This is a genomic window from Mesorhizobium sp. M0239 (assembly GCF_040321815.1).
Classification (GTDB): domain Bacteria; phylum Pseudomonadota; class Alphaproteobacteria; order Rhizobiales; family Rhizobiaceae; genus Mesorhizobium.
The window spans coordinates 44,877-63,766 of the sequence record NZ_JAMYSG010000033.1 but is presented as its reverse complement, the minus strand read 5'-3'; the positions used below and the strand labels follow the sequence as shown (position 1 = coordinate 63,766).

Sequence of the window (18,890 nt, the reverse complement as noted above, 5' to 3'; positions counted from 1 at the left end):
TCCGGCACGCATTCCAACAGCCGGATCAGCACCAGACCTCAGAGATCGAGTACCAGCCGTTCCGGATCCTCCAGGCTTTCCTTGACGCGGACCAGGAAGGTCACCGCTTCCTTACCGTCGACGATGCGGTGATCGTAGCTGAGTGCCAGGTACATCATCGGCCGGATCACGATCTGGCCGCCGACCACGACAGGCCGCTCCTGGATCTTGTGCATGCCCAGAATGCCCGACTGCGGCGCGTTGAGGATAGGCGTCGACATCAGCGACCCGTAAACGCCACCGTTGGAAATCGTAAACGTCCCGCCTTGCATGTCGGCGACCGACAGCTTGCCGTCGCGGGCGGCGATGCCCAGCCGGCCGATGTCCTTCTCGATCTCGGCGATCGACATCTGGTCGGCATTGCGCACGACCGGGACGACGAGGCCCTTTTCGGTGCCGACGGCGACGCCGATATGGGCATAGTTCTTGAAGATGATGTCGGTGCCGTCGATCTCGGCATTGACCGAAGGGATTTCCTTCAGCGCGTGGGTGACGGCCTTGGTGAAGAAGCCCATGAAGCCGAGCTTCACGCCGTGCTTCTTCTCGAACACGTCTTTGTATTTGGTGCGCAGCGCCATCACCGCAGACATGTCGACCTCGTTGAAGGTGGTCAGCATGGCGGCGGTCGACTGCGCTTCCTTGAGGCGGCGCGCGATGGTCTGGCGCAGCTTGGTCATGCGCACGCGCTCCTCGCGCGAGGCGTCGTCGCCGGAGGATGGCGCGCGCACGGCAACCGGTGCAGGTGCCGCCTTGGGCGTCTCTGCCGGCTGTGACGGCGCGCCTTTGGAGATGGCGTCGAGCACGTCGCCTTTCAGCACCTGGCCACGCTTTCCCGAACCGGAGATCTGGTCGACCGAGAGATTGCTTTCGGCGATCAGCTTGGCCGCGGCCGGTGCCGGCGGCATGGTGCGCGGTTCGACCGGGCCGGCGTCGCCGGCAATCTTGGCGGTCTCGGCCGCGGCCTGCTTGCCGGTCGATGCGGCATCCGGCGACGAGGCCTGCGACACCGCCTGCGGCTTGGTAGCCGGAGCGGCGGCCGCGCCACCTGCCGAAATCGAACCGAGCAGCGCGCCGACACCGACCGTCTCACCTTCCTTGACGGTGATCTCACCCAGCGTGCCGGCGGCGGCGGCAGGCACCTCCACCGTCACCTTGTCGGTCTCGAGCTCGACCAGCGGTTCATCGGCGGCGATTGTATCGCCAACCTTCTTGAACCATTTGCCGACGGTCGCTTCAGTGACGGATTCGCCGAGAGTGGGAACGCGGATTTCGGTAGCCATTGTGCCTGTCCGTTTTCTTTCGGTTCTGTTGTTCGCCCAGATATTCTCTATTCACCAAGCGCGTCTTCGAGCAAGGCGGCGAGCTGGGCGAGATGCTTCGACATCAGTCCGGTCGCCGGCGAGGCGGCGGCCGGACGGCCGGTGTAGCGCACCCGCTGATGCTTGGCGTCGATATGCGCCAGCACCCATTCCAGATACGGGTCGATGAACGACCAGGCGCCCATGTTCTTGGGCTCCTCCTGGCACCACACCATCTCGGCATTTCGGAACCGCGACAGTTCGGTGATCAGCGCCTTGGCCGGGAACGGATAAAGCTGCTCGACGCGCAGCAGATAGATGTCGTTGATGCCGCGCTTCTCGCGCTCCTCATAGAGGTCGTAATAGACCTTGCCCGAACACAGCACGACGCGGCGGATCTTTGAATCCTTGACCAGCTTGATCGCCTGGCCGGAAAGCAGCTGCGCATCGTCCCACAAAAGCCGGTGGAACGAGCTTTCGCCCGAAATTTCCGGCAGCGTCGACACTGCCCGCTTATGGCGCAGCAGCGACTTCGGCGTCATCAGGATCAGCGGCTTGCGGAAGTCGCGCTTCAGCTGCCGGCGCAATATGTGGAAGTAGTTGGCCGGCGTCGTGCAGTTGGCCACTTGCATGTTGTCTTCGGCGCAAAGCTGCAGGAAGCGTTCGAGCCGGGCCGAAGAGTGTTCCGGACCCTGGCCTTCATAGCCATGCGGCAACAGGCAGACGAGGCCCGACATTCTGAGCCACTTGCGCTCTCCGCTGGAGATGAACTGGTCGAACACCACCTGGGCACCGTTGGCGAAGTCGCCGAACTGCGCTTCCCACAAGGTCAGCGCCTTCGGCTCGGCCAGGCTGTAGCCATATTCGAAGCCCAGCACCGCCTCTTCCGACAGCATCGAGTTGATGACTTCGTAGCCGGCTTGAGCCGCCGACAGATTGTTGAGCGGGATGTAGCGGGTCTCGTCGCGCTGGTCGTAGAGCACGGAATGGCGCTGCGAGAAGGTGCCGCGTTCGGAATCCTGCCCCGACAGGCGGATTGGATTGCCGTCGAGCAGGATGGCGCCGAAGGCCAGCGCCTCGGCCGTCGACCAGTCGATGCCTTCGCCCGACTCGATCGCCTGACGTCGGTTTTCGAGGAAGCGGATGATCGTCTTGTGCGCCTCGAAATCCTTCGGCACCTCGGTCAGCTTCTTGCCGATTTCCTTCAGCGTCTTCACCGGCACGGCGGTCTTGCCGCGCCGCTGTTCGTCCTGGTTGTCGGCGGTGCGCAGGCCCGACCAGGCGCCGTCCAGCCAATCGGCCTTGTTGGGCTTGTAGTGCTGGCCGACTTCCCATTCCGATTCCAGATGCGCCCGCCAGTCGGCCTTGAGCTGGTCGAGCTCGGCCTGGCTAATATGGCCCTCGGCGATCAGCCGGTCGCCATAGATCTGGACCGTCGTCTTGTGGGTGCGGATGTTACGATACATGATCGGCTGGGTGAAGGCCGGCTCGTCGCCCTCATTGTGGCCGAAGCGGCGATAGCAGAACATATCGACCACAACAGGCTTGAAGAACTTCATGCGGAATTCGATCGCCACCTTGGTGGCGTGCACCACGGCTTCCGGGTCGTCGCCATTGACGTGGAAGATCGGCGCCTCGATCATCTTGGCCACGTCTGATGGATAGGGCGACGAGCGCGAGAAGCGCGGGTTGGTGGTGAAACCGATCTGGTTGTTGATGATGAAGTGCAGCGTGCCGGCGACGCGGTGGCCGCGCAGGCCGGACAGGCCGAGGATCTCGGCGATCACGCCCTGACCGGCGAAGGCGGCATCGCCATGCAGCAAGAGCGGCAGCACCTTGGCGCGCTCTTCCAGCGGCACGATCTCCTCGCGGCTGCGGCCGAACAGGTAATCCTGCTTGGCGCGCGCCTTGCCCATCACCACCGGATCGACGATTTCCAGATGCGAGGGATTGGCAGTCAGGGACAGATGCACCTTGTTGCCGTCGAACTCGCGGTCCGACGAGGCGCCGAGATGGTACTTGACGTCGCCCGAGCCCTCGACCTCGTCGGGTGCGGCCGAGCCGCCCTTGAACTCGTGGAAGATGGCGCGGTGCGGCTTGGCCATCACCTGGGAGAGCACGTTCAGCCGGCCGCGATGCGCCATGCCGAGCACGATCTCCTTCATGCCGAGCTGGCCGCCGCGCTTGACGATCTGCTCCAGCGCCGGGATCAGCGCTTCACTGCCATCGAGGCCGAAGCGCTTGGTGCCCTTATACTTGACGTCGATGAACTGCTCGAAGCCTTCGGCCTCGACCAGCTTCTGCAGGATCGCCTTCTTGCCGGTGGCGGTGAAGGTGATCTCCTTGTCGGCGCCCTCGATGCGGGCCTGGATCCAGGCCTTTTCCTCGGGGTCCGAAATATGCATGAACTCGACGCCGAGCGTCGAGCAATAGGTTCGGGTCAGGATTTCCAGCATCTGCCGGATGGTGCCGAATTCAAGCCCGAGCACATTGTCGAGGAAGATCGGCCGGTCATAGTCGGCTTCGGTGAAGCCATAGTTCTCCGGCGACAGCTCGTTGTAATCCTCGAGCGGCTTGGCGATGCCGAGCGGATCGAGATTGGCGTGCAGATGGCCGCGCATGCGGTAGGCGCGGATCATCATGATGGCGCGCACCGAATCGCGCGTCGCCTGGTGCACGTCGGCATCGGACAGGACGACGCCGTTGGTGACCGCCTTGTCCTTGACCTTCTTTTCGATCGTCTTCTCGACGATGCCCCAATTGCCGTCGAGCGCCGACACCAGTTCGCCATTCGCCTGCAGCGGCCAGGAGGGCTTGGCCCATGAGGCGCCCTTGGCGTTCCTGCGCACATCGCCGGAATCGTCCTTCAGCCCGGCGAAGAACTCCTGCCATTCGGGATTGACCGAAGCTGGATCGTCCTCATAGGCGGCGTAGAGCGCGTCGATGTAATCGGCGTTGCCGCCATAGAGGAATGAGGTGAGCGAAAATTGGTCGTTGGCCTGATCTTGTCTTGCCATTTTTGTCCGCGGAGCCTGGCTCCGTCTCCTGTTTTTGGAGGGGAGTAGGGCAGTAGGGGAGTAAGGCAGTAGGGAAAGCAGGCGGTTGCCGCCGCTCGTCCCGTTCTTCCTATTCCCCTACTGCCATACTGCCCTACTCCCTTACTGCCTTAACCCTTGATCGCCTCGACCAGCGTCGTGCCTAGCCGCGCCGGCGAGGGCGATACTTTTATCCCAGCCGATTCCATCGCCGCGATCTTGTCTTCCGCGCCGCCCTTGCCGCCGGAGATGACCGCGCCCGCATGGCCCATGGTGCGGCCGGCCGGCGCCGTGCGCCCGGCGATGAAACCGGCCATCGGCTTGCTTCGGCCACGCTTGGCTTCGTCCTTGAGGAACTGCGCGGCGTCTTCCTCGGCGGAACCGCCGATCTCGCCGATCATGATGATCGACTTGGTCTCGTCATCGGCGAGGAACATTTCGAGCACGTCGATGAATTCGGTGCCCTTGACGGGGTCGCCGCCAATGCCAACGGCGGTGGTCTGGCCGAGGCCGACATTGGTGGTCTGGAACACTGCCTCATAGGTAAGCGTTCCCGACCGCGAAACAACGCCGACCGAGCCCTTGCGGAAGATGTTTCCGGGCATGATGCCGATCTTGCATTCGTTGGGCGTCAGCACGCCCGGGCAGTTCGGCCCGATCAGCCGCGACGTCGAGCGGTCGAGCCGCGCCTTGACCTTGATCATGTCCATCACCGGGATACCTTCGGTGATGCAGATGATCAGCGGGATCTCGGCCTCAATCGCTTCCAGGATGGCCTCGGCGGCACCCGCCGGCGGCACATAGACGACGGAGGCGTTGGCGCCGGTCTTTTCCCTGCCCTCGGCGACGGTGGCGAAGATCGGCAGGCTCTCGCCCTTCGCGCCGGTCCACGTCTCGCCACCCTTCTTCGGGTGGATGCCGCCGATCATTTTCGTGCCGTGATAAGCCAGCGCCTGTTCGGTGTGGAACGTGCCGGTCTTGCCGGTCAGGCCCTGCACCAGCACCTTGGTGTTCTTGTCGACGAGAATGGACATTTTTTGCGACCTGATCAGTGATTGCGGAAGGGGTTCATGGCGACCACGGAGCCATAAGACTGCCCGTGGTTGAGGTCTTCGGTGTAGAGTATCTTGACGCCAAGGCGCTCGGCGGCGGCGATGATGGCGCCATCCCAATATGAAATCTGGTAGCGTTGCGCGTTCGCGATGCCCCGCATTACAACGGCGCTATCCAGATCCTGGCAGGGCTTCATGGAGATCGCGGCGACCCATTCGGCCGCCTTCGCCGGCGCCAGTGTGACCTCAGCTCGCTTGGTCACGTTGACATAGAACTCCTGCAGCACCTGTGCGGAGGTCGAATAGTCTTCCTTGGCGATCAACTCCACGGCGCGCTCATACTTCGCGCGCTCGGCCTTGTGTCCGATGGCGGCATAGACGAGAATGTTCGTGTCGAGGAAGCAGTCAGCGATCATAGAGAGCTTCCCGGTTCCATTTCTTGCCACCCATGTCGCCTGCCGCCTCGCGGGCGAGCCGCAGAAGGGCCTGCCGTGCCTCGTCCTTGGCGTACCGCTTGGCGGCCACTGCCGAGAAAAACTCCCGCACCATGGCGTTGACGGTCGTTCGCTGTTCGGCGGCCGTCAGCTTGACCTGCTCCAAGACCTCGTCTTCGACTGCCAGAGTGATGTTCTTCATTTCTCTTTTCTCCTGCGCCTACTTCACACAGTATATGTGTAACTGTGTGGCAGTCGCAAGTTCGTTACAGCCGCTTCAGGTCGGCGACGGTGAGGTCGCTTTTGGCATTGCCGGTGTTGAGCGTCGTTGCCGGCTCGAACATCAGCACGACGGGTTCCGCAGTCAGCGAGCGCGGCCGGTGTTCGACGCCGCGCGGCACGACGATGAAATCGCCCTCGCCGAGCTCGACGGGACCGTCACGGAAATCGATGGCGATACGCCCGCGCAGCACGAGGAAGGCTTCGTCCTCATTGTCATGCGCATGCCAGTCGAACATCTCGCCGAACTTGGCGACCTTCGCCTGGCTGTCGTTGACATCGCCGGCGATATGCGGATCGAAAACCTTGGTGATGGTCCGATCCGCCGCCTCGACGAGGTTTATCTTGCGCGGAGGCATCCGCTCAGCCCTTCACCGCCGCCACGATCTTCTTGGCTGCGTCGTCGAGATCATCGGCCGACACCACGTTGAGGCCGCTGTCGTTGATGATCTTCTTGCCAAGCTCGGCATTGGTGCCTTCCAGGCGCACCACCAGCGGCACTTCCAGCCCGACTTCCTTGACCGCGGCAATGACGCCCTCGGCAATGATGTCGCACTTCATGATGCCGCCGAAGATGTTGATCAGGATACCCTTGACTGCCGGATCCCTGGTGATGATCTTGAACGCCGCCGTGACTTTTTCCTTGGATGCGCCGCCACCGACATCGAGGAAGTTGGCCGGCTCGGCGCCATAGAGCTTGATGATGTCCATCGTCGCCATGGCAAGGCCGGCGCCATTGACCATGCAGCCGATATTGCCGTCGAGCGCGACATAGGCGAGGTCGTATTTCGACGCCTCGATTTCCTTCTCGTCCTCTTCCGTGGTGTCGCGCAGTTCGAGCACGTCGGGGTGGCGGAACAGCGCGTTGTTGTCGAACGACACTTTCGCGTCGAGCACGCGCAGCCGGCCGTTCTTCATGACGATCAGCGGGTTGACCTCGAGCAGGCTCATGTCCTTCTCGACGAAGGCCTTGTAGAGGATCGGGAACAGCGTATCGCCGTCCTTGGCCGCATCGCCGTCGAGCTTGAGCGCGCCGTTGAGCGCCTTCAGGTCGGCTGCTGTGACGCCTTTTTCCGGATCGATGGCGACGGTGATGATCTTTTCGGGCGTGTCATGGGCGACCGCTTCGATGTCCATGCCGCCTTCGGTCGAGACGACGAAGGCGATGCGGCCGACCGAACGGTCGACCAGGATCGACAGATAGAGCTCGCGTTCGATGTCGGCACCGTCCTCGATGTAGAGGCGGTTGACCTGCTTGCCGGCCGGACCGGTCTGCTTGGTCACCAGCGTGTTGCCCAGCATCTCGTTGGCGTTGGCGACGACGTCGGCCACCGATTTCGCCAGCCGCACGCCGCCCTTGGCGTCCGGGCCGAGCTCGGTGAATTTGCCCTTGCCGCGGCCGCCGGCATGGATCTGGCTCTTCACCACATAGAGCGGGCCCGGCAGCGCCTTGGCGGCGGCTTCCGCTTCGCTCGCCTTGAACACCGGCACACCTTCGGCCACCGGCGCGCCAAAGCTCTTCAGCAGCGCCTTGCCCTGATACTCATGGATGTTCATCTGGGTGGTCTCCGGATCGACTGGGGGTTCACTTACTGGAGATTCATTTGGAGGCGAGTTGCGGCGCGATCTTGACGCAGGCCTCGGTCAGGCCCTGCACCGTCGCCACAGAGGAGTCGAACATCTTCTGCTCGCTCTTGTTGAGTTCGATCTCGATGATGCGCTCGACGCCGCCGGCGCCGATCACCACGGGAACGCCGACATAGGTGTTCTTGACGCCATACTGGCCGGAGAGATACGCCGCGCAGGGCAGCACGCGCTTCTTGTCCTTGAGATAGGCTTCGGCCATCGAGATCGCCGAAGCGGCCGGCGCGTAATAGGCCGAACCGGTCTTGAGCAGGCCGACGATCTCGGCGCCGCCGTCGCGGGTGCGCTGCACGATCTGGTCGAGCTTCTCCTTCGAGGTCCAGCCCATCTTGATGAGGTCGGGCAGCGGAATGCCCGATACCGTCGAATAGCGGATCATCGGCACCATGGAATCGCCGTGGCCGCCGAGCACGAAGGCGGTGACGTCCTCGACCGAGACCTTGAATTCCTCTGCCAGGAAATAGCGGAAGCGCGCGCTGTCAAGCACGCCGGCCATGCCGACGACATGGCTGTTGGGCAGGCCTGAGAACTTCTGCAGCGCCCAGACCATGGCGTCGAGCGGGTTTGTGATGCAGATGACGAAGGCCTTCGGCGCGTACTTCTTCAGCCCGGCGCCGACCTGTTCCATGACCTTGAGGTTGATGCCCAAAAGGTCGTCGCGGCTCATGCCGGGCTTGCGCGGCACGCCGGCGGTGACGATGCAGACGTCGGCCCCTTCGATGCCGGCATAGTCGTTGATGCCGGTGAGCCTGGAGTCGAAGCCATCGACAGGCGACGACTGCGCGATATCGAGCCCCTTGCCCTGCGGGATACCTTCGGCAATATCGAACAGCACCACGTCGCCGAGGTCCTTGAGGCCGATCATGTGAGCGAGCGTGCCGCCGATCATGCCAGAGCCGATAAGCGCTATCTTGTTGCGTGCCATGTGAGGATGTTTTCCCTTTGTCGGTGACGACGTCTCAAATCTCTGGTGATTTGATGGCGGCGTCGAAGAAGAGGCCGGAATGCTGCGGGGAACCGCGAATTTTCGCCGCACCCAATAGCCCCGGCACGCAAAAAATTCAAACGATTATTTTGGTGTCAGTATTTTCAATCGGTTAGATCATTTGGGATTTACGTAAACGTCAAAGTTTGTAAGCCGACTTGGGAAGAAATAGCCGACGGAGATGGAAATCGTAAGGCTGGATGCAGGCGATGACGCCCTTGTGATGGCGGTCGCCAAATCTCCCCCTTGAGGGCAGGGCTATCGCATATGGAATTCCTGAGATGTCTGCCCGGCACGGACCCCACGCCTAACCCCTCCCCACAAGGGAGAGGGAGACTTCCGTTGGCGCTGGCCCAGGAGCATCGCCTGTCTTTTCGGCGCCAAGAAGAATTAAAGGCACGCGGCAGCGTTCCCTCCCCCTTGTGGGGAGGGTTAGGGTGGGGGTTCTTCTTCGCAAGAATCCATGTGCGATAGCCCTGCCCGCAAGGGGGGAGATGTCACCGAAGGCGACAGAGGGGGTCGCCGCGCGTGAAGCGCTGGCGCCATCTGTGCCGCGCCCGGTCGAACCAACCCCCTCTGGCCTGCCGGCCATCTCCCCCCTCAAGGGGGGAGATCGATTGCCACGCGATTTCGCCAATCTTCAACGAAGCAGGAATGAGCGGGGCGCCTAAGCTGCCAATTGCTTTCTTTAGGCCTGCGCCTGCGACGCTTCCGACACCGCCGGCTTTCCTTTCTGCCGCTCCGCCCAATCCTCCAGCCAGTCGCGGCTTTGCATCTCGATCAGCCGCGATGCCGTGCGCTCGAACTCGAAGGCTTCGACGCCGCGCTTGGCTGCATAAAGTGCTTGCGGCGGCGCTTCGGCGCTCGCCACCAGCCGCATACGATGGTCGTAGAGCGTGTCGATCAGCAGGATGAAGCGCTTGGCCTCGTTGCGCTTGCCTTCGCCGAGCACCGGGACGTGGTCGATGAAAATGGTTGAGAAGCGCCCGGCGATCGCCAGGAAATCACGCGCGCCAAGCGGCTTCTCGCAGAGATCGGCGAAGGAGAACCGCGCCGCATCGCCCGCCGCACGCGGCACGATCACCTGCCGCCCTTTGAGGGCCAGCGACGTCTCGGCGGTCGGCGCGCCCCGCGTCATGGCTTGCCAGGCCTCGTCGAGTAGCTGGTCCGCCGCCGCGTCGGCCGGCGTCACATAGACCGGTGTCCGGGCGAGCTTTTCCAGCCGGTAGTCCTTGTCGGCATCGAGCGCCAGCACCTGTGTGTGCCGCTCCAATATGCCGATGAAGGGCAGGAAAAGCTGGCGGTTCAGCCCGTCGCTGTAGAGGTTTTCCGGCGCCACATTCGAGGTGGCGACCAGCACCACGCCGCTGGCAAACAGCGCCGAAAACAACCTGGACAGGATCATCGCGTCGGCAATGTCGGTGACCGAGAACTCGTCGAAGCACAGCACCCAGGCTTGCTCGGCAAGGGCCTTGGCCACCGGCGGGATCGGATCGTCTTCCCTGACGTCGCCATTCTTGCGCGCCTGCCGGTGCTTCTGGATACGGTCCTGCACGTCGGCCATGAAGTCGTTGAAGTGGACGCGGCGCTTGCGCCGCACCGGCAGCAAGTCGAAGAACATGTCCATCAGCATGGTCTTGCCGCGGCCGACGCCGCCATGGATGTAGAGGCCTTTGACGGCCTCATGCGTCTCGCGCTTGCGGGCGAACAGCCAGCCCAGCGCGCTCGACTTATGCGCCAGCCGCTTGGCCGAGATCTCATCGGTCAGCCGGTCGAGCGCCGCAACGATCCGTTCCTGCGCCGGATCGCGGTCGATCGTACCGGTTTCCACCAGATGGTCGTAGCGCTGCCTAACGGTCGCATGGGTCTGGAGGCCGTCACGCAGATGCATCGGTCACGTCGTTCTGGAGCGATTCCGGGAACCGGAATTGCGTAAAACAAAAACTATCTCGTAAGCGAAATCGGCTGGCCGTTGGAAGTCTGGCCGTCGAATTTCGAGCCGCCCGAGGAATAGAGCCGCGCCAGCGCACCGCCGCTCTCGTCATAGAGCGTCAGCTGCTTGCCGGCGACGTTCCACGACTTGATGCCGTCCATCGGCGCCGGGCAATGCAGCGGACCGGCGCGGAAGCCGGCGCCGAATTTGGTCTGCGGTGTCGCCACCTTGCAGCTCTGGCCCGCAACGCTGGCGTTCCAGACACCGGCGACGCTGGCGGCGGTCACGTCCGAAGCGCCGGCCGGCGCCGAACCATCCGAAGGCAGCGCGGCGACCTGCGTGTTCGCCGGAGCGGTCGGGAATTGCGAAGGGTCGGTGGTGCCGGGCGATGCCGGCGGCGGCAGTTGGTTCGCCGTCACCTTGCCGGCGGGCGCGGCCTCCAGCGGTGCCGGCTGCTGGTCATCCATCGAGGAAAAACGTGAGGTCGAACAGCCGCTCGCAACGAGCGCCGCCAGCGATACGGCCACCAGACCGGTTTTCGAAAAAGTCATTCCAACCTCCGTCGGATCCGGCTGGGGGGAAGCCGTCCGCACAATCTCACCCCCACCAAGATGGAGAAGGTGGCGAAATTTCAACCCGATATGGTTAAAATACAGTTTGCAGCCAGAAGTGTTGCAAATTTATCGCAATCGCGACGGCTGACCGCTTGTCGCGCGTCGCTTGGGAGTTCCGGTCAACACTTCGTCGGTGGACGCTTGCGCGAACCGCCTTAGCGCCTATGTCTGGAAAACGAAACCCTGCTGGAGCCGCAAATTGGCCGCGAGAAAGACTGCCGCCAATCGCTATTACAGCGGCCCGCCCAGCGACCATTTCGACGGCGCATTGTTCTTCAATCCCGACGGCCAGCCACCCGGCGGTTTCGCCGACCTGCTGAAATGGCAGTTGAATGGCCAGCGCTCGAAATGGCCGGCAAGCGATGCAAGCCCATTCCCGCAGGCGAAACCGACGGCTCGGGTCGAGGGCGCTGCGCTGGAAGTGACCATGGTTGGTCATTCCACCTTGCTGGTCCAGACGGCCGGTCTGAACATCCTCACCGATCCGGTGTGGTCGCTGCGCGCGTCGCCGCTTTCCTTCGCCGGACCAAAACGCATCAATGCGCCAGGCATCGCCTTTAACGACCTGCCGCCGATCGACTTCGTGCTGGTCAGCCACAACCACTACGACCATCTCGACCTCGCCACGTTGAAGCGGCTGAAGGCCGGCCACGACCCGCTGGTGCTCACCCCGCTCGGCAACGACGCCATCATCGAAGCCGCCGTGCCCGGCATGCGACTGTCGGCGCATGACTGGGGCGACAGGGTCGAGATCGGCAATGGCGCCGCCGTCCATGTCGAGCCGGTGCATCACTGGTCGGCGCGTGGCGCCCGCGACCGGCGCATGGCGCTGTGGGCCGGCTTCGTCGTCGAAACGCCTGACAGCAAGCTCTATTTCGCCGGCGATACCGGCTTTCACAATGGCGTCAACTACCGGCTGATGGCCGAGAAACATGGCGGCTTCCGCTTCGCCATCCTGCCGATCGGCGCCTATGAGCCGCGCTGGTTCATGGCGTCGCAGCACCAGAATCCCTGGGAAGCGGTGCAAGGCATGACGCTATGCAATGCCGCCCATGCCGCCGGCTGTCACTGGGGCACATTCCAGCTCACCGACGAACCGATCGACGAGCCGGCGCGTAAATTGACCGAGGCGCTCGACGATCAAGGCATCCCACGCGAGCGTTTTCGCGCCTTGCGGCCGGGCGAGGTCTGGGATGTGCCGGAGCACATAGCGCCCTGATCCGGTTTCGACGGAACCCCAACGCGGCAACCGCGTTTTCATGTGGTTGAAAAATCTGCCGGTTTGCGAGGCATTGCCATGCTCAAATGGATCGTCGTTCTCCTGATCGTCGCCGCGGCGGCGAGTCTGCTCGGCATGCCGGCGCTGGCAGGTGCCGCCGCCACCGGTGCGCGCATCCTTATCGGCATCGTTCTGATCATTTTCCTGCTGATGGTGCTGGGCATTTTCGCCGTCACGTAAGTCCGGCTTTCGCCGTGACCAAGCGGCTGCGCACTGGTAATTCCTGCCCGTTTCCGCCATATAGCGCCAAACGGATACGGAATTTTTCGGAGCAATGGCCAGCACCGCCCCTTTCGCCAAGATGAACGGCATCGGCAACGAGATCATCGTTGCCGATATGCGTGGCCGTGCCGATCGGGTGACGGCGGCGGCGGCGATTGCGCTGAATGCCGATGCCGCGACCAGCTTCGACCAGATCATGGCGATCCATGACGCCAGGACGCCGGGCACCGCCTTTTTCATCGACATCTTGAATTCCGATGGAACCAGCGCCCAGGCCTGCGGCAATGGCATGCGCTGCGTCGTCCAGGCGCTCGCCGCCGAGACCGGCCAGAAGATCTTCACCTTCGAAACCGTGGCAGGCATCCTCAATGCGCGCGAACATGCCGACGGTTCGATCTCGGTCGACATGGGCACGCCGCGCTTCGGCTGGCAGGATATCCCGCTGGCCGAGGAGTTCCGCGACACCCGGATGATCGAGCTGCAGATCGGCCCGATCGACGCGCCGGTGCTGCATTCACCCTCGGTCGTCTCGATGGGCAATCCGCACGCCATCTTCTGGGTCGACAATGACGTCTGGTCCTATGAGCTCGACCGCTTCGGCCCGTTGCTCGAGAACCACCCGATGTTCCCCGAGCGCGCCAACATCACCATCGCTCAGGTTACTTCGCCCGAAACGATGATCATCCGCACCTGGGAGCGCGGCGCCGGACTGACCAAGGCCTGCGGCTCGGCCGCCTGCGCCGCCGTCGTGGCCGCTGCCCGCACCAACCGGACCGGCCGCAGCGTCAGTCTGTTGACCCCCGGCGGCGGCATGCTGCATGTCGAATGGCGCGACGATGACCACGTGGTCCTGACGGGCGCCGCCGAATGGGAATTTTCCGGCAGCTTCGACCCGTCGAACGGGACATGGGCCCGCGACACCGAAAGCGCGGCCTGATGTCCGCTCTGCCCAAGAGCCCGATGTCCCAGGGCATCGATGTCGTCACCTTCGGCTGTCGGCTCAACACCTATGAATCGCAGGTGATGCGGCGCGAGGCTGAAAGTGCCGGTCTGGGCGCGCTGGAAGGTGGCGCCATGATCTTCAACACCTGCGCCGTGACAGGCGAAGCAGTGCGCCAGGCCAAGCAGGCGATCCGCAAGGCGCGCCGCGACAACCCGCAGGCGCGCATCATCGTCACCGGCTGCGCCGCGCAGACCGAGCCTGAAAAATTCGCCGCCATGGACGAGGTCGATCTCGTGCTCGGCAATGAAGAGAAGCTGAAGGCCAACTCCTATCGCGCACTGCCGGATTTCGGCGTCAACGACACCGAAAAGGCACGCGTCAACGATATCTTTTCGGTGCGTGAGACCGCAGGCCACATGGTCGACGCCATCGAGGGCCGGGCACGCGCCTTCGTCCAGGTGCAGAATGGCTGCGACCACCGCTGCACCTTCTGCATCATTCCCTACGGCCGCGGCAATTCGCGCTCGGTGCCGATGGGCGCCGTGGTCGAGCAGGTCAAGCGGCTCGCCGGCAACGGCTATGCCGAGATCGTTCTGACCGGCGTCGACATGACATCATTCGGCGCCGATCTGCCGGGCGCGCCGAAGCTCGGCAGGCTGGTGAAAACAATCCTGAAACAGGTGCCGGACGTGAAGCGCCTGCGGCTGTCCTCCATCGATTCGATCGAGGCCGACGACGATCTGCTCGACGCCATCGCCACCGAGCCGCGGCTGATGCCGCATCTGCATCTGTCGCTGCAGTCGGGCGACGACATGATCCTGAAGCGGATGAAGCGCCGGCATCTGCGCGACCAGTCGATCCGCTTCTGCGAGGATGTGCGCAAGCTGCGCCCCGGTATCGTCTTCGGCGCCGACATCATCGCCGGCTTCCCGACCGAGACCGACGAAATGTTCGAGAACTCGGAAAAAATCGTCGAGGAGTGTGGCCTGACCCATCTCCACGTCTTCCCGTTCAGCCCACGCGAAGGCACGCCTGCCGCGCGCATGCCCCAGCTCCGCCGCGAATTGGTCAAGCAGCGCGCCGCCCGGCTGCGCGCCGCCGGTGAAGTTGCGTATATCAGGCATCTGTCGTCGCTCACCGGTACGCGTCAGTCGATCCTGATCGAGCGCGACGGCCTTGGCCGCACCGAGGGTTTTACGCTTGCCGCACTCGGCACGGGCGCACCGGGTGAGATCGTCGAGGCCGATATATCAGGCCACGATGGTAGCAGGCTGATCGCGGCGCCCCTCGCCGCCCGCGCGGCCTGAGAAACGCAAAGCATGGCTGGTTTTTTCAAGAAGATATTTTCGTTCGGCAAGAAAGAGGTGGTCGAGGAGCGGGTCGACGAGACCGCCCCGCTGCCGCCGATCAAATGGGAAGCGCTCGAGGCGCTGAAGCCGGCGGCCGAGCAGGTCGTTCCGGAGTTCTTGAAGCGTGACGAGCTGGAGCGCGAGGCGGAAACTGCGCCGACGCCGACGACGGTCGAGCCGGAAGTGATCCCCGCGCCGGAATCGGCGCCTGTCGAGAAGCCGGTGCCCGAGCCGGCACCGGCCATTCCGCCAGCACCGGAGCCGACTATTCCCTCCGAGCCGGAACCCCTGCCGGAGCCCGAGCCGGAAGAAGAACCCGCGCCCGAGACGCCTGCCGAGCCGCCGGCGCCCGAGGAGATACCAACACCTCCCGCCGTTCCGGAGCCTGCTCCCGAACCGCAGCCGCAGGAGGTCCCGCCACCCGCGCCGGCCGAGCCGGAGATCGTCCCGTCACGCCCGGAACAGCAGCCGGAACCGGAACCGGTCGAAGTGCCGACGCCTGCCGAGGTTCCGGCCGAGACACCAGCCCCGATCGAGGTGCCGACACCGGGGCCGGCCCCTGCTCAGCCATTATCAGAGGTCAGCGCCGCCCCTCATCCGCCTGCTGGCACCTTCTCTCCGTCTGAAGACGGGGAGAAGGAAGAAGTTTCAGCACCGACGCCCGAAGCCCCGCCTGCCGAAATCGCACCTCCCATTCGCCAGCCGGCGCCGATCGAATCGCAGCCGGTCATTGCGGAAATTGCGCCCGAGCCGCAGTCTCTTCCACAACCCGCGCCGGAGCCAAAAGCCGCACCCGGCAAGGTGACCGTCACCAAGAAGGTCGAGCAGAAGGCCGAGCCACAGAAGGCGCCGGAGCCGGCACCGAGGCGCTCATGGTTCCAGCGCATGAAGGACGGGCTTGCCCGCTCCTCCAAGGAGCTCACCGGCAACATTGCCGGCGTCTTCACCAAGCGCAAGCTGGACGAAGAGACTTTGCAGGACCTTGAGGATGTGCTGATCCGTGCCGATCTCGGCATGGAGACGGCCTTGCGCGTTACCGACGCGCTGGCCGCCAGCCGCTACGGCAAGGACGTCTCCGACACCGAGGTCCGCGCCATCATGGCGGCCGAGGTGGAAAAAGTGCTGGCCCATGTCGCCATGCCGCTGGAGCTCGACCTTTCACACAAGCCGCATGTCATCCTGGTGGTCGGTGTCAACGGCACCGGCAAGACCACAACTATCGGCAAGCTGGCCGCCAAGCTCACCGATGGTGGCCTGTCGGTGATGCTCGCCGCCGGCGACACCTTTCGCGCCGCCGCGATCGAGCAACTGAAGATCTGGGGCGAGCGGACGAAATCGCCTGTGATCGCCTCAAAGATCGGCGCCGATGCCGCGGGACTGGCCTATGACGCCTTCGAGAAGGCCAAGGAGGCCGGTTCCGACGTGCTGATCATCGACACCGCCGGCCGCCTGCAGAACAAGACTGAACTGATGGCGGAGCTCGAAAAGATCGTCCGCGTGCTTGGCAAACTCGACCCGGAAGCACCGCACACCGTGCTGCAGACGGTCGACGCCACCACCGGCCAGAACGCGCTCAACCAAGTCGAGATCTTCCGCAATATCGCCGGCGTCAACGGCCTGGTGATGACCAAGCTGGACGGCACGGCGCGCGGCGGTATTCTGGTGGCGATCGCGGCAAAGCACAAATTGCCGGTCTATTTCATCGGCGTCGGCGAACAGGTCGACGACCTCGAACCTTTCTCGGCAAGCGAATTCGCCAGGGCGATCGCTGGAGTAGCTTAACAAGCATGTCCCAAAAAGTTGCAGACTTTTTGGATCAGATCATGCGCAAGAAAGAGATTCCATGAACCCACCCATTCTCGAACGCGATCCGTCGGACCCGCAGAAGCAGAAGAAGGAAGGCGTCAATCCGCTGCTCAAGCTGGTGCTGGAGCTGGGTCCGTTGATGGTGTTCTTCTTCGCCAATGCGCGCGGCGGATGGCTGGTGCAGAAATTCCCTGTTCTGGCCGAGTTCGGCGGGCCGATTTTCGTCGCCACCGGGCTGTTCATGGCCGCCACGGCAATCGCCCTGATCGCCTCGTGGCTGCTCACCCGCACCTTGCCGATCATGCCGATGGTGTCGGGCGTCGTCGTCTTCATCTTCGGCGCGCTGACGCTCTATCTGCAGGACGACATCTTCATCAAGATGAAGCCGACCATCGTCAACACGCTGTTCGGCGGCGTGCTGCTCGGCGGGCTCTACTTCCGCAAGTCGCTGCTTGGCTATGTCTTCGATTCGGCCTTCAGCCTCGACGCCGAAGGCTGGCGGAAACTGACCTTCCGCTGGGGCCTGTTCTTCCTGTTCCTGGCCATCGTCAATGAGGTGGTGTGGCGCAATTTTTCCACCGACGCCTGGGTTACTTTCAAGGTCTGGGGCATCATGCCGATCACGCTTCTGTTCACCTTCAGCCAGATGCCGCTGATCCTGCGTCATTCACTCGAGGACAAGGCCGGCAAAGAAGAGAGAACCGGAAAGTAGAAAAAGCGGTTCTGCGTTCGTGAAACAATGAACCGTTCTGGGGAGAGGGACATGGAATTCATCACCACGCGCGACCAGTTGAGGACGATCTACAAGACGCCACGGCCGACCGACGGTTCTATCCGCAAGGAGCTGAAAAAACTTGACGGCCATTGCCGCTCCTTCATCGGCAAGAGCCCGTTCGTGCTGATCGGCTCGTCCGACGGTGCCGGCAATGCCGACGTGACGCCGAAGGGCGACAAGCCGGGCTTTGCCACCGTTCTCGACGACACCACCATCGCCATTCCCGATCGGCCCGGCAACAACCGGCTCGACACGTTGGAAAACATTCTCCTCAATCCCTCTGTCGGGCTGCTCTTCCTCATTCCCGGCATGAACGAGACGCTGCGCGTCAACGGCGATGCCCACATCACCGTCGACGCAAATTTGCGCGAACGCCTCGCCGTCGACGGCAGGGAGCCGCAAAGCGTCGTCGTGGTCAGCGTCAAGGCCGCCTACATGCACTGCGCAAAAGCCTTCATGCGCTCGGACCTGTGGAAGCCGGAAACCTGGTACGACCGTGCGACGCTGCCGACGCTCGGCCAGATCATGCGCGATCAGCTGGCGGTTGCCGATTCCGCCGAGGCGACCGACCGCTGGCTCGACGAGGAATACAAGAAGACGATGTGGTAGGTTTCCGGACGCGATTCGCGTCTGGACCGATTCCATACCTTGCTGAACATCCTTGCCATTTCCGGCAGCCTGCGCGCGGCTTCCACCAATTCGGCGCTGATCGCCGCACTGGCCCGCGAAGCGCCGTCCGGCTGCCGCGTCACCGTCCATGACGGGCTTGGCCGTCTGCCCATCTTCAATCCCGATGATGAGGGCGAGCGGACGCCGCTCGAAGCCTCCAAGCTGATCGATGCCGTCACCCGAGCCGACGGCGTGATCGTCTCCTGTCCGGAATATGCCCATGGCGTGCCGGGCGGGCTGAAGAACGCCCTCGACTGGCTGGTCTCGCGCGACGCCGCCGTCGCCAAGCCCGCCATGCTGGTGCACGCCTCGCCGCGCTCGCTGTTCGCCCGCGCCGCACTGGCCGAGATCATGCGCACCATGTCGTTCGCGCTTTGCGACGATGTGCTGGAGATTGCCCTGCTCGGCAAGAAGCCGCCGGAGGTCGAGAGCATCCTGGCGGAGCCGGCGAACCGGCAAGCGATGCGCGATGCGCTGAATGCTTTCGCGGACTTTATCCGCGCCCGTTGAGTGCCGACCCACCACGCATTCGTC

18 protein-coding genes are annotated in these 18,890 nt (G+C 63.4%); 8 read left to right on the top strand and 10 right to left on the bottom strand.

The features are described from left to right. Positions 1–38: 38 nt before the first annotated feature. From odhB to NKI99_RS27955, 10 genes are all read right to left on the bottom strand, one after another. Positions 39–1,319 (bottom strand): 2-oxoglutarate dehydrogenase complex dihydrolipoyllysine-residue succinyltransferase, encoded by a 1,281-nt coding sequence (gene odhB / locus NKI99_RS28000; RefSeq protein ID WP_023811280.1) that lies wholly within the window; start codon positions 1,317–1,319, stop codon positions 39–41. Positions 1,320–1,366: 47 nt separating this feature from the next. Continuing rightward, entirely contained in the window at positions 1,367–4,354 is a 2,988-nt protein-coding gene (locus tag NKI99_RS27995; protein WP_128304263.1) for a 2-oxoglutarate dehydrogenase E1 component, read from the bottom strand. Positions 4,355–4,503: 149 nt separating this feature from the next. Then, on the bottom strand, positions 4,504–5,406 hold the full coding sequence (gene sucD, locus NKI99_RS27990) for a succinate--CoA ligase subunit alpha (protein WP_352612849.1): 903 nt from the start codon (positions 5,404–5,406) through the stop codon (positions 4,504–4,506). Between the two features lie 14 nt (positions 5,407–5,420). After that, positions 5,421–5,840 (bottom strand): PIN domain-containing protein, encoded by a 420-nt coding sequence (locus tag NKI99_RS27985; protein WP_127296323.1) that lies wholly within the window; start codon positions 5,838–5,840, stop codon positions 5,421–5,423. Then, entirely contained in the window at positions 5,830–6,060 is a 231-nt protein-coding gene (locus NKI99_RS27980; RefSeq protein WP_023811284.1) for a hypothetical protein, read from the bottom strand. The genes NKI99_RS27985 and NKI99_RS27980 overlap by 11 nt, the downstream gene beginning before the upstream one ends. 64 nt (positions 6,061–6,124) lie before the next feature. After that, positions 6,125–6,496, bottom strand: coding sequence for a cupin domain-containing protein (locus NKI99_RS27975; RefSeq protein WP_023811285.1), 372 nt, complete (start codon positions 6,494–6,496; stop codon positions 6,125–6,127). 4 nt (positions 6,497–6,500) lie between these two features. Continuing rightward, positions 6,501–7,694: an ADP-forming succinate--CoA ligase subunit beta gene (gene sucC, locus NKI99_RS27970; protein ID WP_023811286.1), complete on the bottom strand. Its 1,194-nt coding sequence runs from the start codon at positions 7,692–7,694 to the stop codon at positions 6,501–6,503. A 43-nt stretch (positions 7,695–7,737) separates the two neighbouring features. Next, complete coding sequence (gene mdh / locus NKI99_RS27965) at positions 7,738–8,706, bottom strand: malate dehydrogenase (protein WP_013528846.1); 969 nt, start codon at positions 8,704–8,706, stop codon at positions 7,738–7,740. A gap of 748 nt (positions 8,707–9,454) precedes the next feature. Beyond that, on the bottom strand, positions 9,455–10,657 hold the full coding sequence (gene zapE, locus NKI99_RS27960) for a cell division protein ZapE (protein WP_023811287.1): 1,203 nt from the start codon (positions 10,655–10,657) through the stop codon (positions 9,455–9,457). 53 nt (positions 10,658–10,710) lie between these two features. After that, complete coding sequence (locus NKI99_RS27955) at positions 10,711–11,250, bottom strand: protease inhibitor Inh/omp19 family protein (protein ID WP_023811288.1); 540 nt, start codon at positions 11,248–11,250, stop codon at positions 10,711–10,713. 262 nt (positions 11,251–11,512) lie between these two features. On the opposite strand from NKI99_RS27955, the gene NKI99_RS27950 reads away from it, so the two are divergent. The 8 genes from NKI99_RS27950 to NKI99_RS27915 all read left to right on the top strand — a co-directional run bounded on the left by NKI99_RS27950 (position 11,513) and on the right by NKI99_RS27915 (position 18,866). After that, the gene (locus tag NKI99_RS27950) at positions 11,513–12,532 is read left to right on the top strand and encodes an MBL fold metallo-hydrolase (protein ID WP_352612848.1); all 1,020 of its coding nucleotides are present in this window, start codon (positions 11,513–11,515) and stop codon (positions 12,530–12,532) included. A 78-nt stretch (positions 12,533–12,610) separates the two neighbouring features. Then, positions 12,611–12,772: a DUF1328 family protein gene (locus tag NKI99_RS27945; RefSeq protein WP_023811290.1), complete on the top strand. Its 162-nt coding sequence runs from the start codon at positions 12,611–12,613 to the stop codon at positions 12,770–12,772. Between the two features lie 94 nt (positions 12,773–12,866). Next, complete coding sequence (gene dapF, locus NKI99_RS27940; protein WP_023811291.1) at positions 12,867–13,751, top strand: diaminopimelate epimerase; 885 nt, start codon at positions 12,867–12,869, stop codon at positions 13,749–13,751. Beyond that, a complete protein-coding gene (gene mtaB / locus NKI99_RS27935; RefSeq protein ID WP_352555106.1) occupies positions 13,751–15,064 on the top strand; it encodes a tRNA (N(6)-L-threonylcarbamoyladenosine(37)-C(2))-methylthiotransferase MtaB in 1,314 nt (437 codons plus the stop codon). Before dapF ends, mtaB begins: the two co-directional genes overlap by 1 nt. Before the next feature lie 12 nt (positions 15,065–15,076). Then, positions 15,077–16,888, top strand: a complete 1,812-nt coding sequence (gene ftsY / locus NKI99_RS27930; RefSeq protein ID WP_023811293.1) for a signal recognition particle-docking protein FtsY — start codon at positions 15,077–15,079, stop codon at positions 16,886–16,888. Between the two features lie 61 nt (positions 16,889–16,949). Then, positions 16,950–17,624: a septation protein A gene (locus NKI99_RS27925; protein WP_352612846.1), complete on the top strand. Its 675-nt coding sequence runs from the start codon at positions 16,950–16,952 to the stop codon at positions 17,622–17,624. Positions 17,625–17,675: 51 nt separating this feature from the next. Further along, entirely contained in the window at positions 17,676–18,296 is a 621-nt protein-coding gene (locus NKI99_RS27920) for a pyridoxamine 5'-phosphate oxidase family protein (protein ID WP_352612845.1), read from the top strand. A gap of 39 nt (positions 18,297–18,335) precedes the next feature. Beyond that, positions 18,336–18,866 (top strand): NADPH-dependent FMN reductase, encoded by a 531-nt coding sequence (locus NKI99_RS27915; protein WP_352612843.1) that lies wholly within the window; start codon positions 18,336–18,338, stop codon positions 18,864–18,866. The last annotated feature ends 24 nt before the right edge of the window (positions 18,867–18,890 follow it).

What these genes read in the sequence shown, in the direction of transcription:
- odhB (WP_023811280.1), bottom strand. Translation starts at nt 1,319, where the DNA reads ATGGCTACCGAAATCCGCGTTCCCACTCTCGGCGAATCCGTCACTGAA.
- NKI99_RS27995 (WP_128304263.1), bottom strand. Translation starts at nt 4,354, where the DNA reads ATGGCAAGACAAGATCAGGCCAACGACCAATTTTCGCTCACCTCATTC.
- sucD (WP_352612849.1), bottom strand. Translation starts at nt 5,406, where the DNA reads ATGTCCATTCTCGTCGACAAGAACACCAAGGTGCTGGTGCAGGGCCTG.
- NKI99_RS27985 (WP_127296323.1), bottom strand. Translation starts at nt 5,840, where the DNA reads ATGATCGCTGACTGCTTCCTCGACACGAACATTCTCGTCTATGCCGCC.
- NKI99_RS27980 (WP_023811284.1), bottom strand. Translation starts at nt 6,060, where the DNA reads ATGAAGAACATCACTCTGGCAGTCGAAGACGAGGTCTTGGAGCAGGTC.
- NKI99_RS27975 (WP_023811285.1), bottom strand. Translation starts at nt 6,496, where the DNA reads ATGCCTCCGCGCAAGATAAACCTCGTCGAGGCGGCGGATCGGACCATC.
- sucC (WP_023811286.1), bottom strand. Translation starts at nt 7,694, where the DNA reads ATGAACATCCATGAGTATCAGGGCAAGGCGCTGCTGAAGAGCTTTGGC.
- mdh (WP_013528846.1), bottom strand. Translation starts at nt 8,706, where the DNA reads ATGGCACGCAACAAGATAGCGCTTATCGGCTCTGGCATGATCGGCGGC.
- zapE (WP_023811287.1), bottom strand. Translation starts at nt 10,657, where the DNA reads ATGCATCTGCGTGACGGCCTCCAGACCCATGCGACCGTTAGGCAGCGC.
- NKI99_RS27955 (WP_023811288.1), bottom strand. Translation starts at nt 11,250, where the DNA reads ATGACTTTTTCGAAAACCGGTCTGGTGGCCGTATCGCTGGCGGCGCTC.
- NKI99_RS27945 (WP_023811290.1), top strand. Translation starts at nt 12,611, where the DNA reads ATGCTCAAATGGATCGTCGTTCTCCTGATCGTCGCCGCGGCGGCGAGT.
- dapF (WP_023811291.1), top strand. Translation starts at nt 12,867, where the DNA reads ATGGCCAGCACCGCCCCTTTCGCCAAGATGAACGGCATCGGCAACGAG.
- mtaB (WP_352555106.1), top strand. Translation starts at nt 13,751, where the DNA reads ATGTCCGCTCTGCCCAAGAGCCCGATGTCCCAGGGCATCGATGTCGTC.
- ftsY (WP_023811293.1), top strand. Translation starts at nt 15,077, where the DNA reads ATGGCTGGTTTTTTCAAGAAGATATTTTCGTTCGGCAAGAAAGAGGTG.
- NKI99_RS27925 (WP_352612846.1), top strand. Translation starts at nt 16,950, where the DNA reads ATGAACCCACCCATTCTCGAACGCGATCCGTCGGACCCGCAGAAGCAG.
- NKI99_RS27920 (WP_352612845.1), top strand. Translation starts at nt 17,676, where the DNA reads ATGGAATTCATCACCACGCGCGACCAGTTGAGGACGATCTACAAGACG.